Source organism: Pectinatus haikarae, from assembly GCF_050916305.1.
Lineage (GTDB): Bacteria > Bacillota > Negativicutes > Selenomonadales > Selenomonadaceae > Pectinatus > Pectinatus haikarae.
Window position 1 is genome coordinate 1379881 of sequence record NZ_CP116940.1, and the last position, 19797, is coordinate 1399677.

19 protein-coding genes are annotated in these 19797 nt (G+C 42.0%); all 19 read left to right on the top strand.

Features of this window, described 5'->3' with window-relative positions; all coding sequences use genetic code 11:
- Nucleotides 1-31: 31 nt before the first annotated feature.
- The 19 genes from lpxB (at nt 32) to NXG61_RS06860 (ending at nt 19739) form a co-directional block, all read left to right on the top strand.
- Nucleotides 32-1192, top strand: coding sequence for a lipid-A-disaccharide synthase (lpxB, locus tag NXG61_RS06770; RefSeq protein WP_196603512.1), 1161 nt, complete (start codon nt 32-34; stop codon nt 1190-1192).
- 39 nt (nt 1193-1231) lie between these two features.
- Nucleotides 1232-2971: an ABC transporter ATP-binding protein gene (locus NXG61_RS06775; RefSeq protein ID WP_196603513.1), complete on the top strand. Its 1740-nt coding sequence runs from the start codon at nt 1232-1234 to the stop codon at nt 2969-2971.
- Between the two features lie 3 nt (nt 2972-2974).
- Nucleotides 2975-5467, top strand: coding sequence for a tetraacyldisaccharide 4'-kinase (gene lpxK, locus NXG61_RS06780; RefSeq protein WP_196603514.1), 2493 nt, complete (start codon nt 2975-2977; stop codon nt 5465-5467).
- A 95-nt stretch (nt 5468-5562) separates the two neighbouring features.
- On the top strand, nt 5563-6309 hold the full coding sequence (kdsB, locus tag NXG61_RS06785; RefSeq protein WP_196603515.1) for a 3-deoxy-manno-octulosonate cytidylyltransferase: 747 nt from the start codon (nt 5563-5565) through the stop codon (nt 6307-6309).
- On the top strand, nt 6302-7126 hold the full coding sequence (gene kdsA / locus NXG61_RS06790) for a 3-deoxy-8-phosphooctulonate synthase (protein ID WP_196603516.1): 825 nt from the start codon (nt 6302-6304) through the stop codon (nt 7124-7126). Before kdsB ends, kdsA begins: the two co-directional genes overlap by 8 nt.
- 48 nt (nt 7127-7174) lie before the next feature.
- Nucleotides 7175-8152: a KpsF/GutQ family sugar-phosphate isomerase gene (locus NXG61_RS06795; protein ID WP_196603517.1), complete on the top strand. Its 978-nt coding sequence runs from the start codon at nt 7175-7177 to the stop codon at nt 8150-8152.
- Nucleotides 8152-8724: a KdsC family phosphatase gene (locus NXG61_RS06800; RefSeq protein ID WP_196603518.1), complete on the top strand. Its 573-nt coding sequence runs from the start codon at nt 8152-8154 to the stop codon at nt 8722-8724. Before NXG61_RS06795 ends, NXG61_RS06800 begins: the two co-directional genes overlap by 1 nt.
- 133 nt (nt 8725-8857) lie before the next feature.
- Entirely contained in the window at nt 8858-9757 is a 900-nt protein-coding gene (locus tag NXG61_RS06805; protein ID WP_196603519.1) for a lysophospholipid acyltransferase family protein, read from the top strand.
- A 3-nt stretch (nt 9758-9760) separates the two neighbouring features.
- A complete protein-coding gene (gene lptC, locus NXG61_RS06810; RefSeq protein ID WP_196603520.1) occupies nt 9761-10327 on the top strand; it encodes an LPS export ABC transporter periplasmic protein LptC in 567 nt (188 codons plus the stop codon).
- Between the two features lie 2 nt (nt 10328-10329).
- Nucleotides 10330-11010, top strand: a complete 681-nt coding sequence (locus NXG61_RS06815) for an LptA/OstA family protein (protein ID WP_231038479.1) — start codon at nt 10330-10332, stop codon at nt 11008-11010.
- Between the two features lie 233 nt (nt 11011-11243).
- A complete protein-coding gene (gene lptB, locus NXG61_RS06820; protein WP_196603522.1) occupies nt 11244-11963 on the top strand; it encodes an LPS export ABC transporter ATP-binding protein in 720 nt (239 codons plus the stop codon).
- 13 nt (nt 11964-11976) lie between these two features.
- On the top strand, nt 11977-13062 hold the full coding sequence (locus tag NXG61_RS06825) for an LptF/LptG family permease (RefSeq protein ID WP_307223083.1): 1086 nt from the start codon (nt 11977-11979) through the stop codon (nt 13060-13062).
- A gap of 148 nt (nt 13063-13210) precedes the next feature.
- Nucleotides 13211-14410: a DUF3084 domain-containing protein gene (locus NXG61_RS06830; RefSeq protein WP_196603524.1), complete on the top strand. Its 1200-nt coding sequence runs from the start codon at nt 13211-13213 to the stop codon at nt 14408-14410.
- Nucleotides 14385-14819: a pre-16S rRNA-processing nuclease YqgF gene (locus NXG61_RS06835; protein ID WP_231038455.1), complete on the top strand. Its 435-nt coding sequence runs from the start codon at nt 14385-14387 to the stop codon at nt 14817-14819. The genes NXG61_RS06830 and NXG61_RS06835 overlap by 26 nt, the downstream gene beginning before the upstream one ends.
- A 53-nt stretch (nt 14820-14872) precedes the next feature.
- A complete protein-coding gene (ade, locus tag NXG61_RS06840; RefSeq protein ID WP_432748988.1) occupies nt 14873-16606 on the top strand; it encodes an adenine deaminase in 1734 nt (577 codons plus the stop codon).
- Between the two features lie 75 nt (nt 16607-16681).
- Nucleotides 16682-17485, top strand: a complete 804-nt coding sequence (locus tag NXG61_RS06845; protein ID WP_196603526.1) for an MBL fold metallo-hydrolase — start codon at nt 16682-16684, stop codon at nt 17483-17485.
- A 218-nt stretch (nt 17486-17703) separates the two neighbouring features.
- On the top strand, nt 17704-18030 hold the full coding sequence (locus tag NXG61_RS06850) for a YerC/YecD family TrpR-related protein (protein WP_196603527.1): 327 nt from the start codon (nt 17704-17706) through the stop codon (nt 18028-18030).
- Between the two features lie 42 nt (nt 18031-18072).
- Nucleotides 18073-19221, top strand: a complete 1149-nt coding sequence (gene hisZ, locus NXG61_RS06855; protein WP_196603795.1) for an ATP phosphoribosyltransferase regulatory subunit — start codon at nt 18073-18075, stop codon at nt 19219-19221.
- Nucleotides 19218-19739 (top strand): HD domain-containing protein, encoded by a 522-nt coding sequence (locus NXG61_RS06860; RefSeq protein WP_307223094.1) that lies wholly within the window; start codon nt 19218-19220, stop codon nt 19737-19739. Before hisZ ends, NXG61_RS06860 begins: the two co-directional genes overlap by 4 nt.
- The last annotated feature ends 58 nt before the right edge of the window (nt 19740-19797 follow it).

The following is a 19797-nucleotide window of genomic DNA, read 5'->3' on the forward strand; positions in this document are numbered from 1 at the left end:
CCCATAACGAATTTATTTGGTTGGAGATATGATGCATAAAATAATGTTTTCTGCCGGAGAAGTATCGGGCGATATGCATGGTGCTAATTTGGCGGCTGCATTGAAAAAAATGGAACCCGGCATAAAAATGTTTGGTCTTGGTGGAGCTATGATGCGCAGGGAAGGTGTGGATCTTGTTGCCGACATGGCGCAGTACAGCGTCATGGGGTTTTATGAGGTTTTGCTCAATGTGGGCAGATTGCTTAAACTCCGTTCTAAAATGATACGTTTTATGAAGACCGAAAAACCGGATATACTTGTTCTGATCGATTATCCCGATTTTAACTGGCGTCTGGCACCAGCAGCAAGGAAACTCAATATTCCTGTGTTTTCCTATATTCCGCCGTCCGCATGGGCATGGCGAAAGGGAAGAGCAAAAAATGTGGCAAAAATTGCCAATAAGATCGCTGCAATTTTTCCTTTTGAAACAGATGCTTATGAGGCGGCAGGAGCCGACATTCAATTTGTTGGCAATCCGCTTCTCGACACAGTGAAAGCTGCTATGAACAGCAGTGAAGCTTATGAATACTTCTCACTGGACAGTAAAAAAATACATATTCTGCTTTTGCCGGGAAGCCGTAAACAGGAAATAGAAATGATACTGCCTGTGATGCTGCAAGCAGCATGTTTATTTAAGGAAAAGCATAGTGAGACTGAATTCCATATAGCTGTGGCGCAGGGGATTGATGAAGAACATTTGCGTGATATGGCAGGAAAATACGGATTGATTTTGAAATTCCATAGGGACAGGCTTTATGATCTGATGGGGAATTGTGATGTCGCTTTCGCTACGTCAGGAACGGTAGTTTTGGAAGCGGCTATGATGGGGCTTCCTTCGGTCGTTTTGTACCGCATGTCGAAGCTGACATATTGCATAGCAAAATTATTTGTTGATGTAGAATTTTTCAGTCTTCCTAATATTCTGGCGCAAAAAAAGATTATACCGGAGCTTTTACAAGATAATGTCACTCCGGAGAATATTGTTATTGCCGCGGATTCCATTATGCAAAATGGCAGAGAAAAGAATGAAGCGGTCTTGAAGAGCATAAAAAGAAAGCTGGGCATACCGGGTGTAGCGGACCGCACAGCCGGATTAATAATAGAAACGGCAGATAAATTCAGTTCAGCTGGTTCAGTCTGCCAGAATGAGTAAGTGACATAAAATCGAACGAACAGGAACAAAGAATAACGAATGAATAATTATAAGCGACTTTTACAATTTATAAAACCTTATATCCCGCGTCTGGGAATGGCGGTTGTTTGCATTATTTTAGCAGCCGCGGCGAATCTTTATGTCCCCTGGATTATAAAGGATCTTATTGATAAAGTACTGGCGCAGAAGGATATGATGACGCTCAATCTGCTGGGCGCAGGAATTGTTGTAGTTTTCTTTTTCCGCGGTATATTTTATTATGGACAGACATATCTGGTTTCTTATGTTGCGGAAAAAGTCATTATTGATATCAGGGAAATTCTCTATAAGAAATTCCAGGAGTTCCAGCTTGCCTATTATGAGAAACAACAGACGGGCACAATTATGAGCTATATAACAAATGATGTGGCTGCGCTGCAGGTGGCTTTAGTCAACAGCCTTATTGATCTTGTCACAGAATCTTCTATTTTTATCGGATCTGTTTGTATGATGTTTTATCTTGATTGGAAACTTGCGTTTGTGACAATAATCGTAGTACCCTTAATAGGTCAGGCAATGAAGATTTTCGGCCGCAAACTTAAGGCAAACGGAGCTGTTGTGCAGGAAAGAACAGCAGATATAACCTCTTTGCTGCAGGAAACAATTTCCGCTGTACGTGTTATAAAATCTTTTGTCCGTGAAGATTATGAAATAGAACGATTCAAAAAGCAAAATTATCTTAATTTCAGAGCCAACATGAAGGGCGTGCAGCTTATGTCTTTACTGACGCCTATTGTGGAATTCCTTGCGGCGGTCATAGTGACGTTAATATTGTGGTTCGGCGGATATCAGGTAGTACATGGCTCTCTTACGGCAGGATCATTGGTTGCATTTTTAACGTATGCGGTTAATCTGGCAAATCCTGTCAAACGTATAAGCCGGGTCTTCGGAACGGTGCAGAAAGCTATGGCAGCCGCAGAACGAGTATTCAATGTGCTCGATACTGAAGAAAGAATAAAAGATAAAGAAAATGCAATGATTCTCCCTGAAGTTGAAGGAAAAGTAGAATTCAAGAATGTCAGTTTTTCTTATAATACAGAACGGCCGGTGTTGAGTAATTTATCGATCAAGGCAGAACCGGGACAGGTAGTGGCTATCGTCGGACCCAGCGGAGCCGGGAAAACGACAATTGTCAATTTGATTCCCCGTTTCTATGATGTAACTGAGGGAACAGTCAGTATTGATGATGTGGATGTGCGTGATGTGAAGATCAATTCACTGCGTGAACAAATAGGTATAGTGCCGCAGGAAACGATGCTGTTCAGCGATACCGTGATGCACAACATACGTTATGGGCGGCTTGAAGCTTCAGACGAAGAAGTTGTGGCTGCGGCAAAAGCTGCCAATGCCCATCATTTTATTTCGGAATTAGAAAATGGATATGATACTAAAATTGGTGAACGAGGAATAACTTTATCCGGCGGGCAGCGGCAGCGTATTGCCATAGCGCGGGCTATTTTGAAAAATCCGCGTATATTGATACTGGATGAAGCTACGTCAGCGCTTGATACGGAAAGCGAAGAATTGGTACAGGAAGCTCTTGATAAACTGATGATAGGCAGAACTTCATTTGTCATAGCGCATCGCCTGTCGACAATTCTGCAGGCTGACAATATAATTGTAATGGAAAACGGCGAGATGGTGGAATCAGGCACGCATAGTGAGCTGCTTGCGAAGAATGGTCTGTATGGCCATCTGTATAATATACAGTTTAATGATAAAAAATCTAGGCAGGTGTGATTGATGCAGATACTATATGACATTGTAGTTGTAGTGCTCATAATTATACTGATGCCGTATTTTCTTGTGCGCCTCATAAGGGAGAAGGGGTTTGGGGAGCGCATGAAACAAAGTTTCGGATTTTTGCCGAAGCATGCGCTTGATAAAGTAGCGGGAAAAGATTGTATATGGGTCCATGCAGCTTCTGTCGGTGAAATTGTGGCCACAAGTCCGCTGATCAGGGAATTTCGCAAGGAATTTCCTGATACTCCTATTTTGATATCAGTGGTTACCTGTTCAGGGTATACAATGGCTAATCGAATAATAGGAGATGCAGACAGTATAATATATTTTCCTCTCGACCTGCCCTTTTTAGCGGCCAATACAGTAAAAAAAATACGTCCGCGTATATTCTTACCAGTGGAAACAGAACTTTGGCCAAATCTGCTTAAGGCTGCACGGCGTTACAATGTTGCTGTAATGATGGTAAACGGCAGAATCAGTGATAAAAGTGTGAAAAGATATCAATATATGTTCAGTCTGCTCAGCGATATGATCGGTACGGTCAATAAATTTGCTATGCAGTCTGAAATAGACGCATCTTATATAATAAGACTTGGTGCAGATCCTAAGTTGGTTGCAGTTACGGGAAATACAAAATTTGACCAGACTTATACTAACGTATCGGCGGAAGAGAAAAGGAAGATACTTGAATCAATGGGGTTAGCCGATGCCTCTGGAATAGTAATCGCGGGCAGTACACATAGAGGCGAGGAAGCTTATGTATTGGGGGCATTCCGTAAACTGAAAGAGGAATTTCCCAAAGTAAAACTGATTATTGCGCCGCGTAAAATAATCCGCAAGGATGATGTCAAGGCGATATGCCAGCAATATAAGTTTAAAACAGCTTTTCGGACAGATTTGAACAAAAAGGCAGCTTGCGGGCATGATATTGTTATTTTAGATACGATAGGTGAGCTTGGGAAAATATACAGTGTAGGTGATGTTATTTTTGTCGGCGGCAGTATTATACCGCATGGCGGGCACAATATATTGGAACCGGCAGCTCATGGCAAGGCAATAATTGTCGGCAGGAATATGTTCAATTTCAAGGATACCTATATGCTTTTCAAAAATCGTAATGCCTGCATTACGGCAGACGATGAAAAAATGCTGACAGAACAAATGCTTAAATTGTTCCGTCAGCCGGAGATTCGTCATCGTATGGAAGAGACAAGTCTGGAGATAATACATGAAAATCAAGGGGCATCACGGCGTTCGGCTGTCATTTTGCGAGAGGTCCTGGATGAACTTGGTAAAAATCCTAAAACATTGGCAGTGCCGTCGACAGAGGCAATAGAAAATTTTCAGACATATTTATTTGAATTAGTGCATGGCAGAAGAAAGAAAACCTTTTTCGGACACATATTGATCGCTGTTTTGCGGATATTTTCTTTTATATATGAGCAGCTGGTAAATTTTAAATTATGGCTTTATCAATGTAAAATTTTGCGGCAGGAAAGAATTGACTGCTACGTGATCAGCATTGGCAATATCACTGTTGGGGGAACAGGAAAAACGCCTACTTCACAGAGACTGGCCAAAGAGATAAGAGGAATGGGATATAAGGTAGCCATCCTAAATCGCGGCTATAGGGCTAAGTGGCGTGGTGACGTGGGCGTGGTTTCCGATGGCAAAAAACTGCTGATGACAGCTGCTGAAGCTGGGGATGAAGCTTTTCTGCTCGCAAAAAACCTGCCTGATGTGCCGGTGCTTATCGGTGCTGACAGATCAATTACCGGTCAGTATGCAATTGAACATTTTGGTATAGAAATAGCAATTTTGGATGATGGTTATCAACATTGGCAGCTGAAAAGAAATCTAGATATTCTGCTGGTTGATTCAATAAATATTTTTGGCAATGGCTACGTCCTGCCTCGGGGGACTTTGCGTGAATCTCTTTCACATCTGAATCGTGCCGATATTTGCCTCTTGACGAAAGTTGATCAGGCAGCGCCCCATTCTTGTGAATATATAAGGAAAACATTGACCAAAAACAACAATCATGCCTTGGTAGTGGAAAGTGTACATAATCCTAAAGGTTTTGTGGAAATAAGCGATTGGTCGGATAATATAGGCAGTATCGGGAGAAAAACAACAGAAATGGCTGGGTGTAAGATTATAGCCGTTTCGGCTATAGGTAATCCGGCTTCGTTAGAACAGACTCTGCAAAGTATAGGTGTGATAATAGTAGAAAGTATTCGTTTTCCAGACCATCATGATTATACCGCACAGGAAATAACAGCCGTTATGAAGCAGGCTGCTTCGCGCAATGCGGAAGCGATCATTATAACTGATAAGGACGCGGTAAAATTTCCTAAGCAGATTATCAACCAGGAAGATCGTATACCTATTTATATAATTAGTATTGAAATAAAATTTAAAGACGGTTCTGAGGAATTTGAAGGATATCTAAAGGCACATTTGCCGGCTTTAAAAATAAATGATTTTCAATAGTCCTGCAGTATATGCCAGAGCTGGTCACACATGAGGAAAAATTATTTTTGTTTTATGCACGAAAAAATCTCTGTTGGTGAAGGAGAATGGATATAGTGAAGATAATCTGTATAATACCGGCACGTTTTTCATCGACGCGATTGCCGGGCAAACCTTTGGCTGACGTTGCGGGCAAACCCTTGATTGTGCGGGTGTACGAGCAGGCCGTAAAAGCCAATGTCCCGGTCGATTTTATTGCAGCGGTTGATGATGAGCGTATTTTTAGAGCAGTAGTCGAAGCAGGAGGCAAAGCGGTGATGACACGCAGCGATCATCCTACAGGTACTGATCGGCTGGCAGAAGCGGCCGGTCATTATCCGGATGCAGACGTGGTTATAAATATACAGGGCGATGAGCCGCTTATTGATCCGGAAATTATCGACAGGCTGGGAAGACTGTTTATTGATAATGAAGATCTTAATATGGCAACGGTGAAAACACCTATGCTTGAAGAAGAAAAAAGTGAACCGGGTAATGTTAAAGTAATTACTGATAAGGATGATTACGCAATCTATTTTTCCAGATCGCTGATTCCATATCCGCGTAATAATACGTCTGTGGCAGTTTATAAGCATATAGGCATATATGCTTATAAAAAAGATTTTTTGCTGCGATATGCACAAATGAAACCTACGCCGCTGGAACAGACAGAATCCCTTGAACAGCTCAGAGCCATTGAAAATGGTTATAAAATAAAGGTTATAACATCTAATAAACGTTTTATTGGTGTAGATACACCGGAAGATCTTGTCAGGGTAAACGAATATTACAGAAAAAGAGAAGGGGCGCATAATTATGAATAACGTTAAAATAGCGGATTTTGAGGTTGGACCGAAAAATCCCTTGGTTTTGCTGGCTGGACCATGCGTGCTTGAAGGATATGAAAGAAGCTTATATATTGGCAGACGCGCTAAGGAAATAGCATACAAGCTGGGAATTCCTTATGTATTCAAGGCATCTTTCGACAAGGCAAATCGTTCATCATATAAAGGTTTTCGCGGGCCAGGATTGGAAGAAGGTCTGGCAGTTTTGAAAAGAATAAAGCAAGAGCTGAATGTGCCTGTTGTCAGTGATGTACATTCGGAAGAGCAGGTAGGACCGGCAGGAAAGGTTTTGGATGTAATTCAAATACCTGCCTTTCTCTGCCGTCAGACGGATCTCCTTTATGCCGCAGCTAAAACGGGAAAAACTGTCAATGTGAAAAAAGGGCAGTTTATGGCACCAAAAGATATGAAGAATGTAATCGATAAGATCAAGAGCGCAGGAAATGAGCAAATTATGCTTACGGAAAGAGGCGCATCTTTTGGTTACAATAACCTTGTGGTCGATATGCGGTCATTTCCCATCATGCGCTCTTTCGGCTATCCAGTTATTTTTGATGCTACGCACAGTGTGCAATTACCGGGCGGCGGCGGCACATGTTCCTCAGGCAATCGTGAATATGTAGAATATTTGACCCGTGCTGCAGTGGGCGCAGGCGTAGACGGTTTATTTATGGAAGTGCATGATAACCCTCAGGAAGCTCTTTCTGATGGACCCAATATGGTTTGCCTTGATAATTTGGAAGACATATTGAAAGATGCTTTGGCCATACATGAAATTGCAAAAAAACATTTTTGATTGAGTATAAAATAGAATTTGTTTGGTATTAACCGGGAGGTACACAAATTGGAAGGTACGATAAAGGAGAAGGCACTTGAAGCGCTTGCTATAGAGGCAGACGCTGTAAGGAATCTTGCTGCACATATAAATGATGAATTTGAAACAGCAGTTGAGGCTATTCTGCATTGTAAGGGACGTATAATACTGACAGGTATGGGAAAGTCAGGTCATATAGGCAGGAAAATTGCTGCTACGCTGGCAAGTACGGGGACTCCAGCATTTTTTATGCATCCAGGAGAGGCCTTCCACGGCGACCTTGGCATGGTTACAGATGAAGACATAGTCATGGCATTGTCACACAGTGGGGAATCTACTGAGGTGGTAAATATTCTGCCTATAATAAAAAGAATAGGCGCTTCCATAATTGCCATGTGCGGTAAGAGGGATTCTTTTCTTGGGAAAAATGCGGAATACTATATAGACGTGAGCATTGAGAAAGAAGCATGTCCGCTGGGACTGGCACCGACTGCCAGTACGACGGCGACACTTGCAATGGGAGATGCAGTGGCAATGGCACTCTTATCTGTACGCAATTTTACGGCAAAAGATTTTGCTGTTTTTCATCCAGGAGGAGCATTGGGACGAAGATTGCTGCTGACAGTGGAGAATGTAATGCACAGTGAAGAAGACAATCCGGTCATTGAAAAAGACAGAACAGCAAAAGAAGCATTGTTTTTAATGACAGATAAAGGTCTTGGCGCTACTTCGGTAGTTGACAAGTCAGGCAGCTTTATTGGTCTTATTACTGACGGCGATATAAGGCGGGGATTATCCAAAGGAATAGAATTTCTGAATGAACCGGTGGAACATCTCATGACAAAATCACCGCTTACCATAACGAAAAATAAAATGGCGGCGGAAGCTCTGGGCATCATGGAAAAACATAAACCTCGTCCGATAACGGTTTTACCTGTAATTGATGAAAAGAATAAGCCGGTCGGAATCGTTCATCTTACTGATTTATTGCGTCAGGGTGTGGTATAATGCTGCTAAGAGAAGGCGCTGAAGCGCATGCAGCAAAAGTCCGTATGATCATATTTGATATCGACGGAGTTTTAAGTGATGGCAAGCTGTACTATGGCAGTGATGGTGAAGCTTTCAAAACTTTTTTTGTAAGAGATGGTCTGGGGATAAGTCTGGCGAGAGAAAACGGAATAAAGCTGGCTATAATAACAGGAAGAAAATCGGCTATAGTGGAAACTCGCGGGAAAGAATTAAAGTTTGATGCTGTCTATCAAGGAAATCTCTATAAAATGAAGGCCTACGAAGAACTGAAAGCAAATTTTGCCATAACAGATGAACAGATGGCTTATATTGGCGATGATATTGTTGATTTGCCTATAATGACAAAGGTAGGGTTTCCGGCAGCTGTCGGTGATGCTGTGGAAGAAGTAAAAAAGACAGCACATTTTGTCAGTGATTTTGCCGGCGGATATGGAGCCGTCAGACAAATCGTAGAATTTATTTTAAAAGCTCAGGGAAAATGGCAGTCAATTATAACTGATTATCTTAACGGCGGCAGCTCAGCGAGGATGTTGGATAACAAGTCTCAATAAGCATACTGTTGCCGTCATCATTGACAAAGTGACAGAACAGCAGTCCGCTCCGACGGAAAAACAGCTGTCGGAGGAGTCTGCCAGCATTGCAGGATTCGGACTGCGCAGATACAAGCTGGGAGGGAAAACGCCGTTGCAATATTATATCTTGAAGTTTTTGAGTTTTTTTATGTGCCTGATGCCGCATAAATTTTTATTATTTATCGGTAAAATATTGGGCATATTATATTTTCAGCTGATTGCTAAGGAACGTAAACGGGCAATTCTGCAGATGCGCGCATCTCTGGGAAACGGTGAGACAGAGGCAGCGGAACTTGTCCGTCAGTCTTTTATAAATATGGGTAAGGCGTTTGTAGAGATTCTTTATATGCCGCGGCTTAATAAGGACAATATAAATTATTTTGTTGACCCGGAAGGAATAGAAAAATTGCGTGAGGCATTGCGGGAAGAACATGGCGTAGTTGTTCTGACAGGACATGTCGGTAATTGGGAATGGATGGCGGCTTCGTTGGCCTTTAATGGTATCCCTACCACAACGATAGTAAAACCGCAGCCAAACGCACAGCATACACGTATATTGAATGAATACCGTGAAATGGTTGGAGTAGAAGTTTTTGCCCGGGGGACAAGTGAGCTATTGGCTGCAGCCAGAGCACTCAAAAAGGGTAAAATTCTTGGATTTTTAGCCGATCAAGATGCCGGTCCCGGTGGGGCATTCATTGATTTTTTTGGCAGACCGGCATCAACACCGCTCGGCCCTGCTGTATTTGCCCGCAAATTTTTATCACCGGTGGTTCCCTTATTTATCGTACGCTGTGAGAACGGCAGACACAGACTCATAGTCGGTGATATTATGCGATATGAAAATACCGGCGATACAGATGCTGATTTGTTAAGATTTACTGTAAAGATGACAAAATTTGTTGAAAATGTTATCAGAGAAAATCCTACGCAATGGCTGTGGTTCCAAAAAAGATGGAATACAGCTTCGGACGAAAAAAAAATAAAACATCATGTATCAGGAAGACGATAACACATGAAAAGCTTAAAAATTAATAAAAATAAAATAGCAATATATGGATTCATTATAGTTGTTATCGCAGTCTGTGTCTGGGCTGTGGCGACAAAACCTGTTCCACAGAAAAAAGCAGCCGATGATGTTAAAAATGAACAGACCATGGATTATACGGGAAATACCATCGTTGAAGAGCGCAATGGCAAAAAAGTATGGGAATTAAGTGCGGATAATATTAAAATGGATCCACAGACACAGAAAGCAGAAATGGAGAATATCCATGGTAAATATTATGAGGAAAATGGGCAGATACTTGTTTTGACAGCACCGCATGGGATATATGATGACAAGTCTAAAAATATACTCATGGATAATGGCGTACATGCGCAAAGTGATGACGGAATGGTCTTTGATGCGGAAAAGGTATCATGGGATAATGCGGCGCAAATATTTGTCGGTGAGGGAAGTATAAAGATAACAAAAGGTGATATGCAGGCTCAGGGAGATAGAATTGAAAGCAGCAATGCTTTTCTTCAGTTCAAACTGTCGGGCAATGCGCATATAGTAAAGGGGCGTGGCGCAAATTGAAAATGAACAGCGGAATAAAAATAGCTGCAGCAGTTTTTCTGACAATGGTTTTATATGCGGGAAATGCTTTGGCTGATACGGGAAAACCTACCGAATTGAATGCCAATACCGTTGAGTATGATACAAGCTCTGGTGTTATAACAGCTACTGGAAATGTTGTAATGATACAGGAAAGTTCACGCATCAGCGGCGCACAAGCCGTTTATAACTCAAAAACGAGTGAGGGCCATATAACAGGAAATGTCGTTGCCGATAAGGAAAATCTGCATATGACAGCCAATGAGGTTTTTACGCAGGGTTCAAATATGCTTATTGCCAATGGCAATGTAGTGGCTCATCAACTGGATAAAACTATATCCGGTCCGCGGCTGGAATATAATTCTGATACTAATTATGCACTTATGCCAAATAGCGGAACTATTGTGACAGCAGAAGGTACGATTACCGGAAACCGCTTGGAGGCTTATCTGCAGGATAATCATTTTATTGCTGTGGGCAATGTGCATATAACCAGCCAGACACGTAATATAGATGCATACAGTAATAATGCCGATTATTATGGCAATGATAACAATAAAGTCATTTTGACCGGCAACGCGGTTGCTATGCAGGATAATAATACATTGCGCGGAGAAAAGCTTACCTTATATCTGAACGATACGGGACAAGCAGCGGTAAAATAAGAATATCTGTACAGCGGCGCGTTTTGCGCCGCCTTTGTAATATAAAAAACAATTGCGGTTCATTTTACTTTTGATCGGTATCTGGCGGATAGCGGCAAAATAAATGATTTTAAGTAAATTTGATTTTTGCATTGCAATATTGATAATATTTGTTTATATTAAAAAGTGCATATTAAATATGCACTTTTTAAATGAATAATGTCTGGCAGTGAGACTATCTTGGAGGTACGGACTTGAGTATAGAAGTAAAGGAACTTATAAAGACCTATAAAGGACGCAATGTAGTAGATAATGTGTCCTTGAATGTGCAAAAAGGAGAAATCGTGGGATTGCTTGGACCAAATGGTGCCGGTAAGACTACGACTTTTTATATGATAATAGGGATAGAACGTCCGACGAAGGGACAGATTTTTTTGTCTGATGTGAATGTCACGGGGATGCCTATGTATAAAAGGGCTGAACTGGGCATTAGCTATCTGGCACAGGAATCATCTATTTTTCGTAAGCTGACAGTTGAGGAAAATATACTGGCAATTTTAGAAACAACCTCATTGACAAAAAGTGATCAGCATAAGAAAAAGGATGAACTGCTGAAAGAATTTGGTCTTGAACGTGTCAGCATGCGAAAAGGGCTGCAGCTTTCGGGAGGAGAGCGGCGAAGAGCTGAAATTGCCAGATGCTTGGCATTGGAACCGCAGTTTATTTTACTTGATGAACCATTTGCAGGAATCGATCCTCTGGCAGTAGCCGATATTCAAGGTATAATAGCATATCTGTGTAAACGGGGTATGGGAATACTGATCACAGATCATAATGTCCGTGAAACTTTGAATATAGTGCACAGGGCTTATATCATGAATGAAGGGAAAATTCTTGTTTCGGGTGACAGTAAGACAATAGCCGGCAGCCAGGTTGCCAGAAAATTTTATCTGGGCGACAATTTTACATTATAGGAGCAGATTGTACATGCGAATTTTAGACCGATATATATTGAAAGAAATATTAGTAGCCTTCTTGTTCGGCATTTTTGCTTTTTCCGCTGTTTTTATCGGTTCGGGTACACTGTTCCGGATCGCCCAGTATGTTACGCAGTATGGAGCATCATTTTCTTCTGTAATACGTTTATTTATTTACAGTATGCCGGCGATAATGCTCTGGACCTTTCCGATGTCTATGCTTTTGGCATCGCTGCTGGTCTTTGGCAAGCTGTCAGGAGCAAGTGAAATAACGGCTATGAAATCCTGTGGTATAAGCCTGTACCGTATTATGCGTCCTATAATAGTAATGGGAATTGTTGTCAGTATTTTTGCAATAGCCTTTAACGAATATGTGGTGCCCTGGGCTAACCAGGCTTATGCTGATGTGGTTAATTATGAAATTAAAAATAGTGCTTCACCTCAGTCAAGAGAACATATAATTCTAAAAGAAATCAAGGATGGAAATATTCAGCGTCTTATCTATGCTCGCAGGTATGATGCCGAAAAGAATCGTATGGAGTGGGTGTCCATGCAGGATTTTGAAGACGGAAAATTGGTAAGGGTAGAAAACGCTGACTATGCAGATTGGACAAATAATGAATGGCTGCTGCATAATGGAGTGATATACTCCATAGCAGACGGAGAAATGTCGCATACCATGCATTTCGATACACAAAAATTACCTATACAGGAAAGTCCGGATAATATAATACGAGAGCAGAAAAAACCGGAAGAAATGACTATGAAAGAATTGGGAGCGCAGATAAAAATAATGCGCGGACAGTATGTTGATACAACAGATCTGGAAATAGAGCTGTATCAGAGAATAACTGTGCCGATGGCAAGCTTCATCTTCACATTGATCGGCGCTCCGCTTGGGTTACAGCCCAACCGCAATAGTTCATCTATCGGTTTTGGTTTAAGTATTATCATTATTTTTATATACTATACTCTGATGACGATAGCTGGTGTTGTCGGCAGAGTGGGTATCCCGCCTGCCTATGCAGTGTGGCTGCCAAATTTAATAGGTGCAGCCATCGGCCGCTATTTGATCAGAAAAGCGGGGCGCATTTAACATATGACGGATTTATGGAGCTGACAGCAGCTTGCATATAGGTGTATGTAAAAATTTTAAAAGAGAAAAGAATAAGTTGTCTGATATAAAAAGAATTTGCAGCTGATGCATTTGATTGGTAAGTGATTGCCAGAAAGGGGGCTTTTTGATGTATGGTATCGTATTGATAGTGGTATTGATTATAGTTGGCGGACTTATAGCCTTTATTGGAGACCGTTTGGGCAGTAAGGTAGGTAAGCGGAAAATGTCGCTTTTTGGCTTGAGACCAAGGCATACATCAATAATAGTGACAATAGTTACGGGAATTGCAATCACTACAGTGACATTTGGTGCTATGGCTGTTATTTCCAAAGATGTCAGAACTGCCCTTTTTGGTATGGAAAAGCTTCAGCAGAGAATAAAGATAACGCAGGAAGATCTTAATAAAGCGGACAGTGATCTGGATAGTGCAAAACAGGAACAAAAACATATGCAGGTGAACTTGGAAGATACCAGAAATGAACTGGTAGATGCTAAGATCCAGACTGAAAAGATGAAAGAGCATCAGGCAAAGCTGCTGGCGGATAATGCCGAACTTGAAAATCAGAACACAGATCTGTCAGGACAGAATATCTATCTGAATGCAACCAATAATACGCTGCAGCTGTATAATAATGAACTTAAGAGCGGCAATAATATACTGCAGGAGCAAAACAATGACCTGGTGAAAAGAAACGGGGATCTGAGCAGTAAAAGGATAGTCTACCAGGCAGGTGAACTTATTTTCGGCGGGGTAGTCCCTGCGACCACAGACCGAGGGGCAGCACAGAACGGACTGGCAAAACTCATAGCGATGGCAAATACGAGAATTGCCGGCACCACGGACGGTGGTCAGGCGGATCAGGCCGGAATATGGATCTACCCCGAAGAATATGAAAATACAATCACTAAAATCAGTTCGGTGAACAAGGATATGGTAGTCAGACTCATAGCTGCATCAAATTTGGTAAAGGGTGAACCGGTGCGAAGTAATATAGAGCTGTATCCGGATAAAACTGTTTATCAGGATGGGACCATGATAACAAGCGGCGAATTTGTTATGGACGGAAGTCAAAATACAGCGCAGCAAGTTCTTTTGGGTTTTCTGCATGACATAAACACTATAGCATCAGCCAATGGTATACTTCCCGATCCTTTAAGAGGATCCATAGGTGTTATCAGTATGGATCAGCTGTACAGTGTAACTGAAACAATGGCCAGAGTGAAGGGAAAAATCAAACTGACTGCTTATTCAAACGGGGCAACGAATATATTGGGACCGCTGCGGCTGGTATTGAAAGTGGATGATCTGGATAATAATGGAAACTGATGAAAAATGCATAATTGCTATAGATCCCGGACGGGAAAAGTGTGGTGTGGCAGTGCTGACAGTCAACAGAAGAACATTGGTTCAGAAGACAGTATCTGCGGGGAAATTAGCAGCTGTTTTAAAAGCTTTGGAAATAAGATATCAGATAACAGTTTTTGCACTGGGCAGCGGAACCACGGGAAAGATGACAAAAAAAATGCTTGAGGAGGAATTTCCTTCTATGAAAGTTGTTGTAGTCGATGAATACAGAACGACGGACGAGGCCAGAAAACGATATTGGCAGGAAAATCCGCCTAAGGGATTATTGCGTTTTATTCCGTCGGGCATGCTTGTACCGCCGGTGCCTGTGGATGATTTTGCTGCGGTTGTTATCGGTGAAAAATATCTGACACATATGAAGAATTTGTGACTTTATTGCCGATTTTGCGTGAAGAGATCAGTGAAAGCAGGGATGTAAAATCTATGATAGAGAAAAAACAGCTGGAAAAATTGATCAATGTGGCGGCAGGCAGACAGAATGCTGATCTGGCGCTGCGCAATTGCCGCATTGTTGATGTGTACAGTGCAAGGCTGCTCTGCGGTGATATCGCAATAAGCGGGGGGGTTATTGCAGGGATCGGCAGCTACAGAAGTGATAATGAAAAGGATATGTGCGGCGCGATTGTTATGCCGGGACTTATAGATGCTCACATCCACATCGAGTCATCCTGCGTAAGCCCGGAAGAGCTGGGCGCGCTTTTAGTGCCGCACGGTACATCGACAATTATCGCGGATCCCCATGAAATTGTGAATGTGTGCGGCCTTACCGGGCTCTCATATATGCTTGAGGCTGCCGCGAATGCAAGGCTGGATATAAAATTTATGATGCCGTCCTGTGTCCCGGCAACTCCCTTTGAGCATGCGGGGGCAGAGCTTACGGCTAAACTTATGGCGGATTCTATGGCTTCGGAGAAAATCCTTGGTCTGGGAGAATTTATGAATTTTCCCGGTGTAATTAATAATGACGACGAAGTTATCAATAAAATTATGACTGCAAAGTACAATGGAAAAATTATTGACGGACATGGGCCGGGCCTTTCCGGTTATGGACTCAATGCCTATATCGTGGCGGGCATACTTACCGATCATGAGTGTTCCTCTGTAAAAGAAATGCATGAAAAAATAGAACGCGGAATGTATGTGCTCCTGCGTAGAGGTTCTGCGTGTGATGATTTGTCCAACCTTATCGGCGGAGTGACAAGAGACAATGAACGGCGCTGTTTGTTGTGTTCTGATGACCGGCAAACAAAGACAATTTTTGAAAAAGGGCATTTGGAAGAGCATCTTCGGTTTTGTGTGAGAGCCGGAATAAGTCCGTTTTCGGCTGTCCGCATGGCTTCGCTCAATGCTGCCGAATGCTATGGGCTATCTGACAGAGGTGCGGTGGCTCCCGGGAAAAAGGCTGATCTGACAATAGTTGATGATCTTGAAAATTTCAATATTTCCGAAGTTTATATTGACGGAATTTTGACGGCTCAGAACGGTAAATATTTGCCAAAGGTGGTAAAGCACCCAATAGACACTGTGGCAGGAAGCTGTCATGTTAAGGATTTTTCCGTTGAAAAATTAAGTTTATATCTGAAGTCTGATAAAGTTAAAACTATTTCTATTCTTCCCGGAGGAGTAGTGACTGAAAAGGGAACAGCTACGGTAAAGCTTGATGAAAGCGGCAGATTTATATATTCGCCTGAGCATGATATCGTTAAAATAGCTGTAGTAGAAAGGCATAGGAACACAGGCAATGTAGCAGTTGCGCTGCTGCAAAATTATGGCATAAAGCAAGGAGCAGTGGCTGTTTCTATTGCTCACGATTCGCATAATATCATCGTCGTGGGGACGAATGACAGGGACATGGAATATGCGGTAAATGAATTGATAAAGCAGCAGGGCGGGATACTGCTTGCCTGTAATCGAAAAACAGCTGCGTCTATGCCAATGACTATAGCAGGCATTATGAGTGATAAGGACGGCAGATGGGTCAGTAACAGACTTACGTTTATTCATGAAACAGCTTATAAACTGCTCGGCGTTAATGAAAATATAGATCCGATAATGACGTTATGCTTTATGTCTCTGCCTGTTATTCCGGAACTTAAGATCACAGACATGGGTTTATTTGATGTAACCAAATTTGCATTTACCAGCATAGAAGCATGAAAGTGTCTTTATACGGATTGTGTGCTATCAGCTGAATAATAGATATATCGCAGAATGGATACGGAGTGGTATTTGATGAGAGAATTGGTAATGCTGGGCACCGGAAATGCCATGGTAACGAAATATTATAACACCTGTTTTGCTATAAATGAAAACGAGAAAATTTTTTTGGTCGATGCTGGCGGCGGCAACACCATTTTGAATCATATGGAAAAAGCAGGTTTGTCCTTTGCCGAATTGCATCATATGTTTGTGACACACGGTCATACCGATCATGTTCTCGGTGTGATTTGGGTAATCAGAAAAATAGCGGCGCTTATGGGAAAAAATAAATATGAGGGAGATTTCTGGATATATGGACATGACGAAGTCCTCCATATTATAAAGACTATAGCTGAACTCACTCTTAAAAAAAAGGATGCCGAACAGCTCGGTAAACGTATTTTTTTCCGCACTGTAAATGATGGAGAGAATTTGGAAATTCTTGATATGCATGTGACATTTTTTGATATTCTGTCCACTAAAAAGAAACAGTTTGGTTTCAGTGCGGTTTTTTCTGATGGATATAAGCTTTCTTGTCTTGGTGATGAGCCTTATAATGAACATTGCCGTGATACTGTTTTTGACAGTGATCTTTTGATGTCGGAGGCATTCTGTCTTTATGCTGACAGAGATCTATTCAATCCTTATGAAAAAAATCACAGTACGGTGAAGGAAGCATGCTCTGCAGCCGGAGAATTGCAGGCAGGAGCGGTTCTGCTGTATCATACAGAGGACAAGACATTCCCGCAGAGAAAAGAAAAATATATGTCTGAAGCTGAAAAGTTTTTCAAGGATATAATATATATACCGGACGATCTTGAAAAGATAGTCTTCTGATGATCACTGACAGTGAGGAGATAAGGACAGCTTTTTTAACGGTACGGCAGAGCAAATATACACAGCCTGTTTATTGATATTTGTTCAATATTTTTTCAACTGAAAGCAGCAAATAATATATTGATTATTTGCTGCTTTTAGTGTATAACTATATTATAGTTTTTTATTCGATAAAGACTTAACGAAGAAAAATGTAAAATTATTGGGAGGATCATTTAGTGAGTAATCCAAAATTAAAAGATGAATTGAATGACCATTTATGTGAAGCGGTATTAAGTTTAAAGAACCTTGAAGAGTGCTATCAGTTTTTTGAAGATATCTGTACTGTAAGTGAAATAAAAGCCATGTCCCAACGGCTTGAAGTTGCGGCCATGCTGCGGCAGGGACATATTTATGAAAAGATTGTATCCCGCACAGGGGCCAGTACCGCTACGATAAGCCGGGTGAAGCGCTGCCTTAATTACGGTGCCGACGGTTACAATTTAGTATTGGACAGGCTGGGAATAGAAAAAAATATTATCGGACGGAACGGAGAGAAAAAGTAAGTGTGCAGGGAGAAAAATTTTTTATTAGAAATACCTTATGGCATGAGAGATTTTTTGCCGCATGATGCAGCCATCAAACGGAACATTGAAAATGTATTGGCCAATTTATTTAAGGTATGGGGGTATGATGAGGTCATCACACCGGCAGTGGAATATCTTGATACATTGACCATGGGGAATAAGAACAGTATACAGCGGCATATGTTTAAATTTTTCGACAAAAACAACAGAACCTTGGCGCTGCGCAATGAAATGACTACCTCGATAGCAAGACTGGTTTCGAGCCGAATGCAAAATGACGATATACCATTTAAGCTTTCATATATATGCAAGGTTTATCGTTATGAACAGGCGCAGACAGGCAGACAATGCGAATTTTATCAGGCCGGAGTGGAACTGATGGGAAACGGTGAACCTACCGGTGATGCAGAAATTGTGGCTCTTGCCATAGAAAGCATGCTGAAAGCAGGACTGGTCAATTTCCAGGTCTGTATGGGGCAGGTGGCTTTTATCAATGGCCTTATGCAGCAGTGGAATCTGGCACAGGATAAGCAAAAATATATTCGCAGGGCCTTGGAAAAGCATGATCTGGTCGAATTGGACAGGATAACAGCAGAAACTGCACTGCCGGATGAGGCAAGAGCTTTTCTGCGTTCGCTGCCGATGCTGCATGGCAATGAAAATGTTTTGAAAAAAGCGGCTGCGTTTGCACTGGATGAACAAAGCAAAAAAGCATTGGATAATTTGGAAAAGATTTATGACCTTTTGAAAAATTATGGCATCGATAAATATGTGGTTTTCGATCTGGGAGTTATCCGGGATTTTAGTTACTATACCGGAATGGTCTTTGAAATATATGCGCCCGGACTTGGCAGTCCGTTATGCGGCGGCGGGCGTTACGATAATCTTCTGGCTGATTTCGGAAAAAACTGTCCGGCTACAGGGTTTGCTCTCGGCTTGGAACGTCTCATGCTGGCTTTGAAAAATCAGGGTAAGACGGAGTGTCTCACCAACAGTAAAGAAAATTACGTTGCCTATGCCGAAGGAAGACTTGATGAAGCCGTCGAAAAAGCTATGCTGCTGAGAGATGCAGGAGAAATAACGGAACTTGCAGGCAGTCCGCAAAAGCTATCGGAAGCGGAAGCTTACTGCCGGGCAAAAAATTATGTTAATCTGGTTTATATTCAATGATAAAAAGGATCATGCAGTTTTGGCATGCTCTTGCTGCCAGGCTTTCTGACAAAGATAGGGTCTTTGTATCCGAATATTTACACGATAAGGAACTGGGCTTGTTTAACGAAATGAATATCTATGACAGAAGGCATGCGGTACTTACGGCATATACGGCTGCAAGAATGGCCGATCATCGTACGGTAAACAGGAGGCTTTTGGTCAAGGCGGCACTGCTTCATGATATAGGAAGAAACGCCGCTGCTGTTTGTCTTGCTGACAAGGTCGTATTTGTGCTGCTGGAAGCAATATCTGTCAAGGCGGCAGTCCGTGCTGCCCGAAGAGGAGGCAGAGGTACTATTGGCAGAAGACGCAATGCTTTATATATATGCATGCATCACGCAGCGTTGGGTGCTGAAAAGCTGGAACAGATAGATGAATGGGCTGTGGCGCAATTGGTAAAACGGCATCATGATAAACCAAATGCGGCTGACAGCAATGAACTTATTTTGCTGCGTATGGCTGATGCTCTCAATTGAAAACGGCGGGAAATTTTTTGGATGTCTAATGGGAAGGCTGCCGGTCGAAGAGGTGCGA